The organism is Streptomyces spongiicola, from assembly GCF_003122365.1.
Classification (GTDB): domain Bacteria; phylum Actinomycetota; class Actinomycetes; order Streptomycetales; family Streptomycetaceae; genus Streptomyces; species Streptomyces spongiicola.
The window spans coordinates 725,190-743,499 of the sequence record NZ_CP029254.1 but is presented as its reverse complement, the minus strand read 5'-3'; the positions used below and the strand labels follow the sequence as shown (position 1 = coordinate 743,499).

General features: G+C 73.8%; 13 protein-coding genes. 9 read left to right on the top strand and 4 right to left on the bottom strand.

Annotation, left to right across the window (positions count from 1 at the left end; translation table 11 throughout):
- Positions 1-78: 78 nt before the first annotated feature.
- The 4 genes from DDQ41_RS03110 to DDQ41_RS03095 form a co-directional block, all read right to left on the bottom strand.
- A complete protein-coding gene (locus tag DDQ41_RS03110; protein WP_174720252.1) occupies positions 79-2,496 on the bottom strand; it encodes a transglutaminase TgpA family protein in 2,418 nt (805 codons plus the stop codon).
- Entirely contained in the window at positions 2,493-3,848 is a 1,356-nt protein-coding gene (locus tag DDQ41_RS03105; protein WP_109293089.1) for a DUF58 domain-containing protein, read from the bottom strand. Before DDQ41_RS03105 ends, DDQ41_RS03110 begins: the two co-directional genes overlap by 4 nt.
- Positions 3,848-4,900, bottom strand: a complete 1,053-nt coding sequence (locus tag DDQ41_RS03100; RefSeq protein ID WP_109297500.1) for an AAA family ATPase — start codon at positions 4,898-4,900, stop codon at positions 3,848-3,850. The genes DDQ41_RS03105 and DDQ41_RS03100 overlap by 1 nt, the downstream gene beginning before the upstream one ends.
- Positions 4,901-5,353: 453 nt before the next feature.
- A complete protein-coding gene (locus DDQ41_RS03095) occupies positions 5,354-5,896 on the bottom strand; it encodes a beta-class carbonic anhydrase (protein ID WP_109293088.1) in 543 nt (180 codons plus the stop codon).
- Between the two features lie 303 nt (positions 5,897-6,199).
- On the opposite strand from DDQ41_RS03095, the gene rsmH reads away from it, so the two are divergent.
- From rsmH to murG, 9 genes are all read left to right on the top strand, one after another.
- On the top strand, positions 6,200-7,180 hold the full coding sequence (rsmH, locus tag DDQ41_RS03090) for a 16S rRNA (cytosine(1402)-N(4))-methyltransferase RsmH (RefSeq protein WP_109293087.1): 981 nt from the start codon (positions 6,200-6,202) through the stop codon (positions 7,178-7,180).
- A 60-nt stretch (positions 7,181-7,240) separates the two neighbouring features.
- Entirely contained in the window at positions 7,241-7,897 is a 657-nt protein-coding gene (locus DDQ41_RS03085; RefSeq protein ID WP_394342120.1) for an FtsB family cell division protein, read from the top strand.
- Between the two features lie 4 nt (positions 7,898-7,901).
- Entirely contained in the window at positions 7,902-9,866 is a 1,965-nt protein-coding gene (locus tag DDQ41_RS03080) for a peptidoglycan D,D-transpeptidase FtsI family protein (RefSeq protein ID WP_174720251.1), read from the top strand.
- 185 nt (positions 9,867-10,051) lie between these two features.
- Complete coding sequence (locus tag DDQ41_RS03075; RefSeq protein WP_109293085.1) at positions 10,052-11,599, top strand: UDP-N-acetylmuramoyl-L-alanyl-D-glutamate--2,6-diaminopimelate ligase; 1,548 nt, start codon at positions 10,052-10,054, stop codon at positions 11,597-11,599.
- A 4-nt stretch (positions 11,600-11,603) separates the two neighbouring features.
- The gene (locus DDQ41_RS03070; RefSeq protein WP_109293084.1) at positions 11,604-13,040 is read left to right on the top strand and encodes a UDP-N-acetylmuramoyl-tripeptide--D-alanyl-D-alanine ligase; all 1,437 of its coding nucleotides are present in this window, start codon (positions 11,604-11,606) and stop codon (positions 13,038-13,040) included.
- Complete coding sequence (gene mraY, locus DDQ41_RS03065) at positions 13,037-14,107, top strand: phospho-N-acetylmuramoyl-pentapeptide-transferase (RefSeq protein WP_109293083.1); 1,071 nt, start codon at positions 13,037-13,039, stop codon at positions 14,105-14,107. The genes DDQ41_RS03070 and mraY overlap by 4 nt, the downstream gene beginning before the upstream one ends.
- Entirely contained in the window at positions 14,104-15,687 is a 1,584-nt protein-coding gene (gene murD, locus DDQ41_RS03060; protein ID WP_109293082.1) for a UDP-N-acetylmuramoyl-L-alanine--D-glutamate ligase, read from the top strand. The genes mraY and murD overlap by 4 nt, the downstream gene beginning before the upstream one ends.
- 62 nt (positions 15,688-15,749) lie before the next feature.
- Positions 15,750-17,210 carry a putative lipid II flippase FtsW gene (ftsW, locus tag DDQ41_RS03055; protein WP_109293081.1) on the top strand — a complete coding sequence of 487 codons (1,461 nt, stop codon included), beginning with the start codon at positions 15,750-15,752 and terminating at the stop codon, positions 17,208-17,210.
- Between the two features lie 6 nt (positions 17,211-17,216).
- Entirely contained in the window at positions 17,217-18,305 is a 1,089-nt protein-coding gene (gene murG / locus DDQ41_RS03050) for an undecaprenyldiphospho-muramoylpentapeptide beta-N-acetylglucosaminyltransferase (RefSeq protein ID WP_109293080.1), read from the top strand.
- Positions 18,306-18,310: the final 5 nt, after the last annotated feature.

Sequence of the window (18,310 nt, the reverse complement as noted above, 5' to 3'; positions counted from 1 at the left end):
TTCCCCGCACCGTCCCTCCCGTCCCCGCACCGCCCCTCCCGTCCCGGCCCGTCCCCCGCCCCGTCCCGGTGGACCCCGTCAGCCCCGTTGCCTCAGCGGCCTGCGCAGCTGTGCCGCCGCGCGGTCCAGGAGCCGGCGGTGGGCGGCGGCGACGCGGCCCGCGACGGCAGTCCACCGCTGCGAGCACGCCCACACCACCCGCACGCTGGAACGCGGAAGCAGCAGCGCGCGGATGCTCTCGACACGTCCGGCCCGCTCCCGCAGGCCCGCACGCACCCGCCCGGCGTCCTCGGCCAGCCCGGTGGCCGAGGCGGGCCTCGGGGCGTAGAGCACCTGTTCCACCGCTCGGGCCACCCGGTGGACCGAGTCCGCGGGCGCGCCCTCCAGCCTGCCGAGCCGGACGATGCGCGCGGCCGCCTTCCTCGGCGAGAGGGAGCCGTCCGGCACGATGCCGTGGTCCCAGGCGGTGTCGGTGATCTCCTGCCAGACCAGGAGCGTCCGTGCGGCGGCGTCCTCCGCCGTGCGCCCGCCGGCACCGAGCCGGAGCCTGCGGAGTCTCGCCCGCCACAGCATCGGCAGCACCGGGACCGCCGCCGGCAGGGCGATCCCCCCGGTCCACATCAGGACCGAAGCGAGCGTCGGGCCCTCGTCCCCGGTCGCCGGGACGTCCTGCGGCGCCGTGGCACCGCACTCGCCGAGCCGGCGCTCCTGGCTGGAGCAGTCGGCCGACCGGGACGGGGCGACCGGCACCTCCTCCGACGCGCCGGCCTCCGGTTCCGCCGGGCTGCTCGGCCCTCCGGACGGGGTCGCCGCCCGTGCGTAGCCGGGGGCGTTGCCGCGCGTCGGCGTCGGCTCGAACCGGGTCCACCCCACACCCTCGAAGTACAGCTCGGGCCAGGCGTGGGCGTCCTGGTTGCTGACCGACATCGCGCCGTCCGCGGCGGGCGAGCCGGGAGTGAAGCCCACCGCGACGCGGGCCGGTATCCCCAGTGTCCGCGCCATCGCGGCCATGGAGAAGGAGAAGTGGACGCAGAACCCCTCCTTGTTCTTCAGGAAGCGCGAGATCGCCCGGACACCGCCGCCCGAGTCCACCTGGGTGTCGTAGGTGAAACCCCCGTCCGAGGCGAACCAGTCCTGGAGCGCGACCGCCCGCTCGTAGTCGTTCGCGGCTCCCCGCGTCACCCGCAGCGCCGTGGAGCGCACGTCGGCGGGCAGTGTGCCCGGCACCTCGGTGTACTCCTCCAGCAGCGGGGCCGGGGCCTTCGGCGCCTCCGCGAGCTGCCGCGCGGTGGGCCTGACCTGAAGGCTGGTGACCGAGTACTGCAGGCCCCCGGTCGTCTGACCGCGGTCGCCGACGATCGTGCGCCGCGCCGGGTCGAAGCGCCACCGGCCCTCCACGGCCACCTCGGAGGCGGGGTACGGCATGGGCAGCCAGCCCTGCCGGTAGGCGCCCGCCGCGGAGATGTTCGTCCTGATCTCCGTCGTGGCGACCTCGTCGGCCAGCCCCTCCGGGCGCGGGAGTTCGGCGGGGACGTCGGTGATCTTGCGGACGGAGAACTTCCACGCCCCGCCGTCGAACCGGTCGAGTGCCATGATCCGCAGATACATGTCACCCGTGCTCTTCGCGTCGGTCTTGTACTTGAGCCACTCCCGGCTCTCGGGCTGGTTCAGGCTGTCCTGGAGCGTCACCACCGGGTTGACCGCGTTGATGGTGCCGCCGCCCGGGCCGGTCCCCGAGCCGCCACCGCCCTGGCCGATCAGACCGCCGCCCAGCGCGGGGAGGGACCAGTGGACGACCAGGGCGACGCCCAGCGCGGCCGCACCGATCCGCCTGCCGGTGCGCATCGGCGAGTGTGCCGTCCCGTCCTCGCGGACGAACCCCGCCCCGCCGCTCGGCGGAGCACCGCCGAGGACCCGGCCCCACCGGGACAGCCGGTCGCGGCTTTCCGCCAGCAGAAGCGCCAGATAGCCCGAGGCCGCCAGCAGGAACCACCACCAGCCCGCCCCGCCGCCGGACAGGCCGGCGGCCACCGAGAACAGCGCGAGCAGCGGCAGACCGGCGGGTGCGGCGCTGCGGTAGGTGACGGCCAGTGCGTCCACGGCCAGCCCGATCAGCAGCACCCCGCCGATCAGCATCAGCTTGATCCCGTCGGTGGCCGGTGCCGGGATCGCGTACCGGCTGACGTCCTGGGCGCCCGTGGCCAGCAGTTCGCCGAACCCGGCGACGGCGTCCGGCCCGGGGACCAGCCCGAGCACCGCGTCCTCGCGTACGAAGAGCAGTGTGAGTATCAGCAGGCTCAGTGCGGCCTGGGCGGCCACGGTCAGCGGCCGCGCCAGCGGCACCCGCCGCGCCGCGGCGCCGGCCCCGCTGACCACCGCCGACAGGAACGCCGCCTGAAGCAGCCACGTCCACGGATCGACCAGCGGCGTCATCGCGGCCGCCGCCAGCAGCGTGGCGGCGTAGGCGCACAGGGTCAGCCTTCCTCGCCCGCTCATGACCACCTCCCGGAGGGACCCGCCGTACCGGCCGGGGCCGGATGGGCGCGCTCGCGCCCCGCCTCGCGCCACAGCCCGGGCAGTGCCGCGCCGGGTCCGGCGGGGACCGCCGTCCACCCGGCCTCGCGCAGCGCGCGCAGTCGCACCCGTGCGGTCTCGTCCGCCGTGCCGTCCGCCGTGCCGTCCGCCGTCCATACGCGGCTGTCCAGTACGAACGCGATCGCGCTCCCGCTGCGCCGCCGTATCCGTGCCGCCACCGCCGTCTGCTCCTCGTCCATGTCGCCGAGGAAGGCGACCAGCAGCCCCTCTCCGCCGCCGCGCAGCACGTCGCAGGCGCGCGACAGCCCCGTGCCGTCCGAGTGGTGCACGACGGCGAGCGCGTCGAGTATCAGGCCGGCGGACTCCTGCGGCGAGCCGGCGGGGCCGTCCCCGGCGCCGGGCAGCGAGGTGCCGGTGTCCGTCAGCAACTGGACCGAGAAGCCCCGCTCCAGCAGGTGCACCACGGCGGACGCCGCACCCGAGACCGCCCACTCGAAGGCCGAGTCGGGCCCGGCCCCGCGGTAGGCCGCGCGCCGGGTGTCCAGCAGCACCGTGCACCTGGGCCGCTGCGGCTGCTCCTCGCGGCGGACCATCAGCTCGCCGTAGCGCGCCGTGGAACGCCAGTGCACCCGGCGCAGGTCGTCCCCGTGCCGGTAGGTCCGGGGGATCACGTCGTCGTCCCCGGCCAGGGCCAGCGTGCGCTGCCGTCCGTCGCCGTAGCCCGCGGCATCGCCCGGCAGGGACACCGGCGGCAGCGGCTCGGTCCGGGGGATCACGGTGAGGGTGTCGGCCGCGCTGAAGGAACGGGTCAGCTCGCACATGCCGAACGGGTCGTTGAGCCGCAGTTGCAGCGGACCGAGCGGATAGCGTCCGCGCAGGTCGGACCGGACCCGGTAGGACACTTCGCGCCGGCCGCCCGGCTCCACCCGGTCCAGTACGAACCGGGGCCGGGGGCCCAGCACATAGGGCACGTGGTCCTGCAGCATCAGCAGGCCCGTGGGCAGCCGGGAGACGTTGTCCAGGCGCAGATGTACCCGCGCCTCGGATCCGGCGGGCACCCGGGACGGGAACAGCCGCCGGCTGCCGGCCACCCGGTGCCGGGTCCGGTGCAGCACGGCCACACAGAGCAGGGGAAGCACGGCGAGCAGCAGCCCGACCCGGAGCAGGTCGCTCTGCCCGAGGACCACGGCACACAGCGCCGCGGCCACCCCGGCGGCGAGGAACGAGCGGCCGCGTGTCGTCAGCCCGCCGAGGGCCGACCGGATGCCGCCCTCTTCCTCGTCGTCGCCGGCGGCAGGACTCCCGGCCGTCATCAGATCCGCCGGACGCCGGGCCGCTGCCCGCCGAAGACCGGGCCGCCGGGCGCCTGGCGGGCGCCGGTCCCGTAGGCCGGGTCGCTGCCCGAGGTCGGCACGGGCGTGCGTTGCAGGATCTCCTGTACGACCTGCTCGGCGGTGCGGCGGTTCAGCTGGGCCTGGGCCGTCGGCAGCAGGCGGTGGGCGAGGACCGGCACGGCGAGCGACTGCACGTCGTCCGGCAGAGCGTAGTCCCGGCCGCTCAGCGCCGCCGACGCCTTGGCGGCCCGCAGCAGGTGCAGGGTGGCGCGGGGCGAGGCGCCCAGGCGGAGATCGGGGTGGTTGCGGGTGGCCGCCACCAGCTCCACCGCGTACCTCCGCACGGAGTCCGCGACATGGACCGTCCGCACCGCGTCGATCAGCTTCACGACGTCGTGGGCGTGCGCCGCCGGCCGGAGGTCGTCGAGGGGGGACACCTCGCCGTGCACGTCGAGCATCCGAAGCTCGGCCTCGGGGGTCGGATAGCCCATCGACACCCGGGCCATGAAGCGGTCCCGCTGGGCCTCGGGCAGGGGGTACGTGCCCTCCATCTCGACCGGGTTCTGGGTGGCCACCACCATGAAGGGCGCGGGCAGTTCGTACGTCTGGCCGTCGATGGTGACCTGCCGCTCCTCCATGGACTCGAGCAGCGCGGACTGGGTCTTCGGCGATGCCCGGTTGATCTCGTCGCCGATCACTATCTGGGCGAAGATCGCGCCGGGCTTGAACTCGAAGTCGTGGCTCTGCTGGTCGTAGATCGACACGCCGGTGATGTCCGAGGGCAGCAGGTCCGGTGTGAACTGGATGCGCCGGACCGAGCAGTCGATCGACCGTGCCAGTGCCTTCGCGAGCATCGTCTTGCCCACACCGGGCACGTCCTCGATCAGGAGATGGCCCTCCGCGAGCAGCACGGTCAGCGAGAGCCGTACGACCTCAGGCTTGCCCTCGATCACACCCTCCACCGATCTGCGGACACGCTCCGCTGTGGTGGTCAGATCCGTGAGGCTCGCTCGATCGTCATAGGTCGTCACCCGGCCCTCCTCGGCCCGTTCCATGGACCGGTGCACTGCTTGCGGCACGGCCCACCCCGAAACACGGACACCCTCTCCGGTCGGATCCGCGAAGGTGTCACCACCCGCATTCTTGTTGCCGTTGCCGCGTCGTGTCACTCGCCTGTGGACAAGTGGGCGTCATATGTCCGGGGTTGCCGTGTTTTGCGGTTCACGCAGTGCTGTGATCCGCCCCACGCCGACCGGAACGGGGACCGGCGGGACGCCCCGCCGGCGTCCCGCCGTCCCCTGCGGAGCGAGGAAGTCCGCTGCCGCTCCCGCTCGCTCGCGCCCACCCGCGCCCGTACCGGACCGCCCGCGCCCGCGCCGCCGGACCGCCCCCGCCGGACCGCTCGCGCCCACCCACCCGCTCGCGCCGCCGGACCGCGCCGCCGGGCAGCCCCGCCGGACCGCGCGGCCCCGTACGGGGCGGGCTCACCCGGTGGGTTCGATCTCCCGCAGCAGACCGGACTTGACGTCGAAGACGAACCCGCGCACATCGTCGGTGTGCAGCAGGAACGGCGAGGTGCGCACCCGCTGCATCGACTGCCGCACGTCCTGGTCGACGTCGCGGAACGCCTCCACGGCCCAGGACGGCCGCTGGCCCACCTCGACCTCCAGCTCGTGCCGGAAGTCCTCGGTCAGGATCTCCAGGCCGCAGCCGGTGTGGTGGATGAGGACGACGCTGCGGGTGCCCAGCGCGCGCTGGCTGATGGTCAGCGAGCGGATCACGTCGTCCGTGACCGCTCCGCCCGCGTTGCGGATCGTGTGGCAGTCGCCGAGTTCCAGGCCCAGCGCCGCATGCAGGTCGAGACGGGCGTCCATGCAGGCCACCACGGCGACCCGGAGCACGGGCCGGGCGTCCATGCCGGGGTCGGTGAAGTCCGAGGCGTAGTGCTGGTTCGCCTCGACCAGCCGGTCGGTGACCGTGCCGTCCGTGACGGCGGACTCTGCGGGGGGCTGCGGGGAAGTCGACATGTCTCGACGGTAATGGCCACGGGCCCGGCCGGCCCGCCGTGAGAGCGGACAAAGAACGTCAACGCGACTTGTTGTGAGCCAACCCACAGGCGTGGGCGGCCGGGCCCGTTCGGGTGAGCCGCCCCTCCCCGGGGCCCCTCGGCGGCGGCGCGGCGACGCGCCAGCCGGTTGATTGACCGGCACGGCAGGTGGACTAAAGTGACGCGCAGTTCACGGACACATCCAGCACATTTCCGCGTTTTCGGCGCGGGTGCGGCAAACGTACGGCCCGGCCACCGCCAGCGCCGGACCTGAGAGGGCGCATTGAGCCAGCGACACGTCCCGGTGATGCTCCAGCGGTGCCTGGACCTGCTGGCGCCCGCCCTGGAGCGTCCGGATGGGACCGGCGCCGCCGGGGGCCCGGGGCCCGTGGTCGTCGACTGCACCCTCGGCCTCGGCGGACACAGCGAGGCGCTGCTGACCCGGTTCCCCGCCGCGAGGCTCGTCGCGCTCGACCGGGACGGGGAAGCGCTGCGGCTGTCCGCCGAGCGGCTCGCGCCGTTCGGCGACCGCGCCACCCTCGTGCACGCCGTCTACGACGAGCTGCCCGACGTCCTCGGCCGGCTCGGCATCCCCGCCGTCCAGGGCGTCCTCTTCGACCTCGGGGTCTCCTCAATGCAGCTCGACGAGGCAGGCCGGGGCTTCGCCTACGCCCAGGACGCCCCGCTCGACATGCGGATGGACCAGACGGCCGGCGTCAGCGCGGCGGAGGTCCTCAACACCTACCCGGCCGGCGAACTGGTCCGGATCCTGCGGGCGTACGGCGAGGAGAAGCAGGCCAGACGGATCGTCGCCGCGATCGTGCGGGAGCGCGAGAAGGAACCGTTCACCGGCAGCGCCCGGCTCGTCGCGCTGATCCGCGACGCGCTCCCGCAGGCGGTCAAGCGCACGGGCGGCAACCCTGCCAAGCGCACGTTCCAGGCCCTGCGTATCGAGGTCAACGGCGAACTGACCGTCCTGGAGCGGGCCGTGCCGGCCGCCGTGAAGGCCCTCGCCGTGGGCGGCCGGATCGCGGTCCTCTCGTACCACTCGCTGGAGGACCGGCTGGTCAAGCAGGTCTTCGCGGAGGGGGCGGCGACGACGGCACCGCCCGGACTGCCCGTCGTCCCCGAGCGGTACCAGCCGCGGCTCAAGCTCCTCACCCGCGGCGCCGAACTCCCTACCGAGGAAGAGGTCGCCCGGAACCGCCGGGCGGCCCCCGCGCGGCTGCGCGGCGCCGAGCGCATCCGCGAGGACGTGCGGTGACGGTGGCCGCGCCGGGGGAGCGGGGCCGGTGACCACGACCGCGGTGAAGGAGGGCGAGGGGTGAGGACGCCTGCCGGACAGCTGAAGGGGCGTGCCGCCCGGCTCGCCCGGCTCATGCCCTCCGGGCCGAGCACCGCGGCCCGTACCCCCTTCGTCCTGCTGGTCGTCGTGCTGCTCGGCGGCGGGCTGATCACCCTGCTGCTGCTCAACACCTCCCTCAACGAGGGCTCGTTCAGACTGAGCGAACTCAGGAAGAAGACCACCGAACTCACCGACCGGGAACAGGCGCTTCAGCGGGACGTGGACGAGCGCTCCGCCCCGGACGCACTGGAGCGTCGGGCGCGTGAACTCGGCATGGTGCCGGGCGGCAGCCCCGCCTTCCTCGGCCCCGACGGCACGGTCCGCGGGGTCCCGAAGCGGGCGAAGGCCGACCCCTCCGCCGTCCGGCGTACGGAACCGGCGCCCCGCCCGGTCGGCCCGCCCGTCCCCGCACAACCGCCCGCGCCCGCACAACCGCCCGCGCCCGCACAGCCGTCCGCGCCTGTACCCGCACAGCCGTCCGCGCCCGCACAGCCGTCCGGCGGGACCCCGGCGGCTCCCGTCCCACCGAAGCCGTCGGCCGCCGGCGCGCCCGCGGTGCCCGCGGTGCCCTCCGCGCAGCAGCCGCCCCCCGCGTCCGGCGTGCCGCAGCCGCCCCCCACGACCCCCGGCAGGTGACGCAGTGCCACCCAAGGAACCTCCGCGGCGCCGTGTGCCGGTCCCCGCGCGCCGCGGCGGACCGGCCGGGCGGGGCCGGCCCGCTCCCCGCCCCCGCCGTACCGCGCCGCCGCGGCGGCCCGCGGCACCCGGCCGGATCCGGCTCGGCAACCCCCGCCCCCGGCTGAGGCTGGTCAGCCTTGCCCTGACCCTGGTCATGCTGGCCTTCGTGGTCAGGCTGCTGCAGGTGCAGGCCGTCGACGCCGGTACGTACGCCGCCATGGCGGAGAAGAACCGCTACACGAGCCACACGCTGGCGGCCGAGCGCGGCCGGATCACGGACCGTGCCGGGATCGCGCTCGCCACCAGCGTCGACGCGCACGACATCACCGCCGACCCGAAGATGTTCACACCCGAGGAGAGCAGGGCACCGGACGCGCCGGAGCAGGCCGCCGCGCTGCTCGCACCGATCCTGGGCGCCGACCCGGCAGTGCTCGCGAACAAGCTCAAGGCCCCGAAGTCCCGCTACACCGTCCTCGCCCGCCGCCAGACCCCGCAGGTCTGGAAGCAGATCAAGGACCTCAAGGGCGCCTTCGCCGAGAAGGCCGCCGCCGACAGGACCAGGGGCGGTCCCGGCGCCAACGTCCTCGCGGGGGTCTTCCAGGAGTCCAGCAGCAAGCGGGTCTACCCCAACGGCGATCTCGCGGCCGGGATACTGGGCTGGGTCAACGCCGAGGGCCGCGGCGCCGGCGGTCTGGAGTCCATGCTGGACAAGGAACTCGCGGGCAGGGACGGCAGCATCACCTACGCGCAGTCCGGCGGGCGCCGGGTGCCCACCGCCGGGACCCGGGAGAAGCCCGCCGTCCCCGGCTCCGACATCGAGCTGACGATCGACCGCGACATCCAGTGGGCCGCGCAGCGCGCGATCAGCGAGCAGGTGGCGAAGTCCAAGGCGGACCGGGGCTATGTGCTGGTGCAGGACACCAGGACCGGCGAGGTCCTGGCGATGGCCAACGCGCCGGGCTTCAACCCCAACGACATCTCGAGGGCCGACGTCGCCGCCATGGGCAACGCGGCTCTCCAGGACGTCTACGAGCCCGGCTCCACCAGCAAGGTCATGTCCATCGCCGCGGTGCTGGAGGAGCGGGCCGCCACCCCGGCCACCCATGTCACCGTGCCCAACCGGCTGCACCGCGGCGACCGGCTCTTCAAGGACGACGTCGACCACCCCACCTGGTACCTGACGCTCAACGGCGTCCTCGCCAAGTCCAGCAACATCGGGACGATCCTGGCGACCGGGCAGCTGGGGAAGACCCAGGCACAGGCCAACCGCGTCCTGTACTCCTACCTGAGGAAGTTCGGCATCGGCAGCCCGACCGGCCTGGGCTACCCGGGCGAGAGCCCCGGCATCCTCGCCGAGCCGCAGGACTGGTCGACCTCACAGCAGTACACGATCCCCTTCGGACAGGGCCTGTCGATCAACGCCATGCAGGCCGCCTCCGTCTACTCGACCATCGCCAACGGCGGCGTGCGCGTCGAACCCACCCTGGTGCGCGGCACCCGCGGTCCCGGCGGACGCTTCGTCCCGGCCCAGACGCCGGAGCGGACCCGCGTGGTGAGCGAGAAGACCGCGAAGACCCTCGCCACCATGCTGGAGTCGGTCGTGGGGAACGAGGAGGGCACCGGGACCAGGGCCCGGATCCCCGGCTACCGGGTCGCCGGGAAGACCGGCACCGCCAACCGGGTCGATCCCGAACTCGGCCGCTACCGGGGCTACACCGCCTCCTTCGCCGGCTTCGCGCCCGCCGACAAGCCCCGGATCACCGTCTACTGCGCCATCCAGAACCCCACGCGGGGCAGCTACTTCGGCGGCCAGATCTGCGGACCCGTCTACAAGAAGGTCATGGAGTTCGCGCTCAAGACCCAGCAGGTCGCGCCGACCGGCGCGGCTCCCGCGCGGCTGCCGGTCAGCTTCGACCCCGGCGCGTGACCCGGGAGGGACAGCCAGTGAGAACCGTCACGCCGGACCCCGGGAACCGCTCACCGGGGTCCGCCCCGCCCCCGCCCGCCGGCACCCCCTCCCCGTCCGCCGGCACCCCCTCCCCGGGCGCCCGCGGCCCCCGGGAAGGCCCCTCATTTAGCGCCGGTCCCGGTACTGCCGGTACGCTCACCGCCGTGCCACAAGCTGATCAGTACCGAACCGCCTCTCCCCGTCCGGCCGAGGTCCGCCCGACCGGCCTCGCAGAGCTGGCCGCCCTGCTGGGGGTCGAGTCCCCGGGCTCCGGCGCGGTCACCGGCATCACGCACGACTCCCGCGCGGTGCGCCCCGGAGACGTCTACGCCGCCCTGCCCGGCGCCCGGCTGCACGGCGCCGACTACGTCGCCCAGGCCAGGGATCTCGGCGCCGCCGCGATCCTCACCGACCCGTCGGGCGCCGAGCGCGCCGCCGGGACCGGGCTGCCCGTCCTGGTCACCGGGGACCCGCGCGGCACCATGGGCGAACTCGCCGCCGAGATCTACGGGCGCCCCGGACGGGCGCTGCTCCAGATCGGCATCACCGGCACCTCCGGCAAGACCACCACGGCGTACCTCGTCGAGGGCGGTCTGCGCGGCGCCGGCCGCCGCACCGGGCTGATCGGCACGGTCGAGATGCGCATCGACGAGGAGCGCATCAAGTCGGAGCGCACCACACCCGAAGCCACCGATCTGCAGGCCCTGTTCGCCGTGATGCGCGAGCGCGGCGTCGAGTCGGTGGCCATGGAGGTGTCCAGCCACGCGCTGGTGCTCGGCCGGGTCGACGGCTGCGTGTTCGACGTCGCCGTCTTCAGCAACCTCTCGCCGGAGCACATGGAGTTCCACTCCGGCATGGAGGACTACTTCCAGGCGAAGGCCCGGTTGTTCACCCCGGAGCGCGCCCGGCGGGGCGTCGTCAACCTCGACGACGACTACGGGCAGCGGCTGGTGGGGGAGTCCTCGATCCCCGTCGTCACGTTCTCCGCCGAGGGCCACCCCGACGCCGACTGGCGCGCCGAAGGCGTCGAAGTGGGCCCGCTCGGCTCCACGTTCACCGCCCTGGGCCCCGAGGGCGAGCGGGTGCGCGCCAGGGCCCCGCTGCCGGGCCCCTTCAACGTCGCCAACACGCTCGCCGCGATCGTCACCCTCGCCGTCGCGGGCGTCGACCCGCAGACCGCGGCCGACGGCGTCGCCGCGGTACCGGGCGTCCCCGGCCGGCTGGAGCGCGTCGACGCCGGCCAGCCGTATCTGGCGCTGGTCGACTACGCGCACAAGACGGACGCGGTCGAATCGGTCCTGCGCTCCCTGCGCAAGGTCACCGAGGGCCGACTGCACATCGTGCTCGGCTGCGGCGGCGACCGCGACCGGACCAAGCGCGGCCCGATGGGCGCCGCCGCCGCCCGCTACGCCGACACCGCCGTCCTCACCTCCGACAACCCCCGCTCCGAGGACCCTCTCGCGATCCTCGCCGCCATGCTCGCCGGCGCGGCCGAGGTGCCCGCGCACAAGCGCGGCGACGTGCTCGTGGAGGAGGACCGGGCCGCCGCCATCGCGGCGGCCGTCGCCCGCGCCGCGCCGGGTGACACCGTGCTGATCGCGGGCAAGGGGCACGAGCAGGGGCAGGACATCGCCGGCGTGGTCCGCCCCTTCGACGACCGCCTGGTGCTCCGCGAGGCGATCGAGCACAGCCGCAAGAACAGTGGGGGATGAATCCGTGATCAGCCTCTCCCTCGCCGAGATCGCCGACATCGTGGGCGGGCGGCCGCACGACATACCGGATCCGTCCGTACGCGTCACCGGGCCCGTCGTCCGCGACTCGCGCGAGGTCGTGCCCGGCAGCCTCTTCGTCGCCTTCGCCGGCGCCCGCGTCGACGGCCACGACTACGCCGCGGACGTGGTCGCCGCGGGTGCGGCCGGCGTGCTGGCCTCGCGGCCCGTCGGTGTGCCCGCCGTCGTCGTGGACGACGTCCCGAGGGCTCTGGGCGCGCTGGCCCGTGCCGTGGTGCGGCGCCTGGGCGCCACCCTGGTGGCCCTCACCGGCTCCGCGGGGAAGACCAGCACCAAGGACCTCGTCGCGCAGGTGCTGCGCCGCGAGGCGCCGACCGTCTGGACCCCCGGCTCGCTGAACAACGAGATCGGCCTGCCGCTGACCGCGCTCAGCGCCACCGACGAGACCAGGTTCCTGGTCCTCGAGATGGGCGCCCGCGGCATCGGCCACATCCGCTACCTCACCCAGCTCACCCCGCCCCGCGTCGGAGTGGTGCTGAACGTGGGCAGCGCCCACATCGGCGAGTTCGGCGGCCGCGAGCAGATCGCCGAGGCCAAGGGCGAGCTGGTGGAGACGCTGCCCCCCGCCGAAGCGGGCGGGGTGGCCGTCCTCAACGCCGACGACCCCCTCGTCCGCGCCATGTCGGCCCGCACCAAGGCACGTGTCGTGCTGTTCGGGGAGTCGGACGAAGCGGACGTACGCGCCGAGAACGTCCGCCTGCTGCCCGGCGGACGGCCCGCGTTCCTGCTTCGCACACCCTCCGGGTGCAGCGACGTGACCTTGCGGCTGTACGGTGAGCACCACGTGTCGAACGCGCTCGCCGCGGCCGCCGTCGCCCATGAGCTGGGCATGTCCGTCGACGAGATCGCCACCGCGCTCTCGGAGGCCGGCACCCTCTCCCGCTGGCGTATGGAGGTCACCGAGCGTCCGGACGGCGTCACGATCGTCAATGACGCCTACAACGCGAACCCCGAGTCCATGCGAGCCGCACTGCGTGCGCTCGCCGCCATGGGCGCGGCCGCCGAGGCCGCCGGGGGGCGCACGTGGGCGGTGCTCGGTCCGATGGCCGAGCTCGGCGGCGAGGCGCTGGCCGAGCACGACGCGGTCGGACGGCTCGCCGTCCGGCTCAACGTCAGCAAGCTCGTCGCGGTCGGGGGCAGGGAAGCGTCCTGGCTGCAACTGGGCGCCTATAACGAGGGTTCGTGGGGTGAGGAGTCGGTGCACGTGTCCGACGCGCGGGCGGCGGTCGACCTGTTGCGCAGAGAGCTGCGCCCGGGAGACGTCGTGCTGGTGAAGGCTTCCAGGTCGGCCGGGCTCGAGCGGATCGCCGAGGCGCTGCTCGCAGACGCCGGTCCGGCCGAGGGGCAGGTCGCCGGCCGATGAGGCAGATCCTCTTCGCGGGAGCCATCGGGCTCTTCCTGACGCTCATCGGTACGCCGCTGTTGATCAAGCTGCTGGCCCGCAAGGGCTACGGCCAGTTCATCCGCGACGACGGCCCGCGCAGCCACGGCAGCAAGAAGGGCACGCCCACCATGGGCGGCATCGCCTTCATCCTGGCCACGCTGATCGCGTACGCCCTGACCAAGGTGATCACCGGCGAGGACCCGACCATCCCGGGCCTGCTGGTCCTGTTCCTGATGGCCGGCATGGGACTGGTGGGCTTCCTCGACGACTACATCAAGATCGTCAAGCAGCGGTCGCTGGGACTGCGGGCCAAGGCGAAGATGGCCGGCCAGCTGATCGTCGGCATCGCCTTCGCCGTGCTGGCACTGCAGTTCCCGGACAACCGGGGCAACACGCCGGCCTCCACCAAGCTGTCGTTCGTCACCGACTTCGGCTGGTCGATCGGGCCGGTGCTGTTCGTGGTCTGGGCGCTGTTCATGATCCTCGCGATGTCGAACGGCGTGAACCTCACCGACGGCCTGGACGGCCTGGCCACCGGCGCCTCCGTGATGGTCTTCGGCGCGTACACCTTCATCGGTCTGTGGCAGTTCCAGGAGTCCTGTGCCAACGCGATGACCCTGACCAACCCCGCCGCCTGCTTCGAGGTGCGCGACCCCCTCGACCTCGCGGTCGTGGCCTCCGCGCTGATGGGCGCCTGCTTCGGCTTCCTCTGGTGGAACACCTCGCCGGCGAAGATCTTCATGGGCGACACCGGCTCCCTGGCGCTCGGCGGCGCACTCGCCGGCCTGGCGATCTGCTCCCGTACCGAGCTGCTCCTGGCGCTCCTCGGCGGCCTGTTCGTCCTGATCACCATGTCCGTGGTCATCCAGGTCGGCTCGTTCCGGCTCACCGGGAAGCGCGTCTTCCGGATGGCGCCGCTACAGCACCACTTCGAGCTCAAGGGATGGTCAGAGGTCCTGGTGGTGGTCCGTTTCTGGATCATTCAGGGCATGTGCGTCATCGTGGGACTGGGTATCTTCTACGCGGGCTGGGCGGCCGAGAAGTGAGCATCCGGGACTGGCGGGGCAGGCAGGTCACCGTCGCCGGGCTGGGCGTGAGCGGCATCCCGGCCGCCCGCGTCCTGCACGGCCTCGGCGCGGTCGTCACGGTCGTCGACGACCGCGACGACGAGCGCGCCCGGGCACAGGCGGCGGAGCTGGAGTCCTGGGGGGCGGCGCACAGCGCTTCCGGCGCCCCCGACGACCCCGACGACCCCGGCGCTTCCCGTGCCCCCGGCGACCCCGGCGACCGCGGGGACCCCGGGGACCCCGGCGACCGCGGCGGCCGGCGGGCGGGCATCACCGTCCGGCTCGGCGACGGCGACACCCTCCCCGAGGGCACCGAACTGGTCGTCACCGCGCCCGGCTGGAATCCCGGCAAGCCCCTCTTCGCGGCGGCCGCCGAGGCGGGCGCCGAGGTATGGGGCGACGTCGAACTGGCCTGGCGGCTGCGCGGGACGGCCGGCGGCCGGGCGGCACCCTGGCTCGCGGTCACCGGCACCAACGGCAAGACCACCACCGTGCGGATGCTCGCCTCGATCCTCACGGCCGCGGGGCTGAAGACCGCGGCCGTCGGGAACATCGGGGTGTCGCTGCTGGACGCGGTGCTCGGCGGAGAGGAGTACGACGTCCTCGCCGTCGAGCTCTCCAGCTACCAGCTGCACTGGGCCCCCTCGCTGCGCGCCCACTCCGCCGCCGTCCTCAACCTCGCGCCGGACCACCTCGACTGGCACGGCTCCATGGGCGCGTACGCGGCCGACAAGGGCCGTGTCTACGAGGGCAACACGGTCGCCTGCGTCTACAACGCCGCCGACCCCGCCACCGAGGCCCTGGTGCGGGAGGCGGACGTCGTCGAGGGCTGCCGCGCCGTCGGCTTCACCCTCGGCACGCCCGGCCCCTCGCAGCTCGGCGTCGTGGACGGCATCCTCGTCGACCGCGCCTTCGTCGAGAACCGGCAGAAGCAGGCGCAGGAACTCGCCGAGGTCTCCGACATCGGCGCGTCCTCCTCCCGGGGGCCGGGCGCCGGGCCCCCGGCCCCGCACAACATCGCCAACGCCCTCGCCGCGGCCGCCCTGGCCCGCGCCTTCGGGGTCCCGGCGGCAGCGGTACGCGACGGGCTGAGGGCGTTCCGGTCCGACCCGCACCGCATCGAGTACGTCGACGACGTCGGCGGCGTCGCGTACGTGGACGACTCCAAGGCCACCAACACCCATGCCGCGGAAGCGTCCTTGGCGGCCTACGAGCCGATCGTCTGGATCGCGGGCGGTCTGGCCAAGGGCGCGACGTTCGACGAACTCGTCGGGAAGTCCGCGAAACGGCTGCGCGGCGCGGTGCTGATGGGAGCGGACCGGGCGCTGATCGCCGAAGCCCTGGCGCGACACGCCCCCGAGGTCCCGGTCGTCGGCCTCGACCGGACCGACACTGGGGCGATGCCGGCGGCGGTCCGCGAGGCGGCCCGGCTCGCGCGGCCCGGGGACACGGTCCTGCTGGCCCCCGCCTGCGCCTCCATGGACATGTTCGCCGACTACAACAAGCGAGGCGAGGCGTTCGCGGACGCGGTCCGCGCCCTCGCCGCCGAGCGCGCCTGACCGGCCCTGGCCCCGCCGTCACGACCCGGCGGCGCGGGCCACGACCTGGAGGGGACAGCGACATGCCACCCGACGCGACCACGACGCCCGACCCCCGCCGGCCCGGCCCCCGGGCCGTCCGGCACGGGCCGCTCACCGGGGGCGTGCGCGCGTTCGGCCGGGGCCCGGCCGCCGGGCCCGCCCTCGCCGGGCTGCCGGGGGTCGCGCTGCGCGGCCGGACCGCCGGGTCCGCGACGCGGACGGTGCGCCGCTCGGCCGGGGGCGGCGGCGGCCGGTCCCGACCGCCCCGCGGCGGTGGACTGCGGCAGCTGTACGAGCAGGCCCGCCGGGCCTGGGACCGGCCGCTGACCGCCTACTACGTGATCCTCGGAGCCGGCCTGCTGATCACCGTGCTCGGCCTGGTGATGGTCTACTCCGCCTCGATGATCACGGCACTGAAGTACTCGCTGCCGTCCTCGTACTTCTTCCGCAAGCAGTTCCTGGCCGCCGTCATCGGAGCCGGACTGCTGCTGATCGCCTCCCGGATGCCCCTCCGGCTCCACCGCGCCCTCGCCTACCCGATCCTCGTCGTCAGCGCCTGCCTGATGGTCCTGGTGCAGATTCCCGGGATAGGGCAGTCGGTCAACGGCAACCAGAACTGGATCTCGCTCGGCGGGCCCTTCCAGCTCCAGCCCAGCGAGTTCGGCAAGCTGGCCCTGATCCTCTGGGGTGCCGACCTGCTGGCCCGCAAGCAGGACAAGCAGCTGCTCGCGCAGTGGAAGCACCTGCTCGTCCCGCTCGTCCCGGTGGCCTTCACACTGCTCGGGCTGATCATGCTCGGCGGTGACATGGGCACCGCGATCATCCTGACGGCGATCCTCTTCGGGCTGCTCTGGCTGGCCGGCGCCCCGACGAGGCTGTTCGCGGGCGTGCTGTCCGTCGCCGCGGTGATCGGAGCCGTCCTGATCGGGACCAACCCCCACCGGATGTCCCGCTTCCAGTGCGTCGGCGCCACCGACCCCGGCCCGGACGACAGCTGCTGGCAGGCCGTGCACGGGATCTACGCCCTGGCCTCCGGCGGATGGTTCGGTTCCGGAATCGGGGCGAGTGTGGAAAAGTGGGGTCAACTACCCGAAGCGCACACCGACTTCATCTTCGCCATCACCGGGGAGGAACTGGGCCTCGCGGGGACGCTGTCGGTACTCGCGCTGTTCGCGGCTCTAGGCTATGCGGGTATCCGCGTGGCCGGACGCACGGAGGACCCCTTCGTGAGATACGCCGCGGGAGGTGTGACCACCTGGATCACGGCCCAGGCCGTGGTCAACATCGGTGCGGTGCTCGGGCTGCTGCCGATCGCCGGTGTCCCCCTGCCGCTGTTCTCCTACGGGGGTTCCGCCCTGCTGCCGACCATGTTCGCGGTCGGACTGCTGATCGCCTTCGCGCGGGAGGACCCCGCGGCGAAGGCGGCCCTGGCCGTGCGGCCCGGGATGAGATGGAAGACGATGAGACGGCGCGTCAAGGAACGTCCGTCCGGAGAGCGGTGAATTTCGGTGCATGTCGTACTCGCAGGCGGGGGGACCGCCGGTCACATCGAGCCCGCGCTCGCCCTCGCGGACGCCCTGCGGAGGCGGGATCCGGCGGTGGGCATCACGGCCCTCGGTACCGAGCGCGGCCTGGAGACCCGGCTCGTCCCCGAGCGGGGCTACGAACTGGCGCTGATCCCCGCGGTGCCGCTGCCGCGCAAGCCGACGCCCGAGCTGATCACCGTCCCGGGCCGGCTGCGCGGCACCATCAAGGCCGCCGAGCAGGTCCTGGAGCGCACCGGGGCCGACGCCGTCGTGGGCTTCGGCGGCTATGTCGCCCTGCCCGGATACCTCGCCGCCAAGCGGCTGGGGGTGCCGATCGTCGTCCACGAGGCCAACGCCCGCCCGGGCCTGGCCAACAAGATCGGTTCCAGGTACGCGGCCGCGGTCGCCGTGTCCACCCCCGACAGCAAGCTGCGGGACGCCCGCTACGTCGGGATCCCGCTGCGCCGCTCCATCGCCACCCTCGACCGCGCCCGGCTCAGGCCCGAGGCGCGTGCCGCCTTCGGGCTGGACCCCAACCTGCCGACCCTGCTGGTCTCCGGCGGTTCGCAGGGCGCGCGCCGGCTCAACGAGGTGGTCCAGCGGGTCGCTCCGCTGCTCCAGCGCTCGGGCATCCAGATCCTGCACGCGGTCGGGCCGAAGAACGAACTGCCACACGTGGACAACATGCCCGGAATGCCACCGTATCTCCCGGTACCGTACGTGGACCGGATGGATCTCGCGTACGCCGCCGCCGACATGATGCTGTGCCGCGCGGGCGCCATGACCGTCGCCGAACTCTCCGCCGTGGGCCTGCCCGCCGCGTACGTACCGCTGCCGATCGGCAACGGCGAACAGCGGCTCAACGCGCAGCCCGTGGTGAAGGCCGGCGGCGGACTGCTGGTCGACGACGCCGAACTCACTCCCGAGTGGGTCCAGGGCCGGGTGCTCCCGGTGCTCGCCGATCCGCACCGGCTGTACGAGATGTCCCGCGCCGCCTCCGAGTTCGGGCGCCGGGACGCGGACGATCTGCTTGTCGGCATGGTGTACGAGGCGATCGCCTCACGCCGATAGGCACG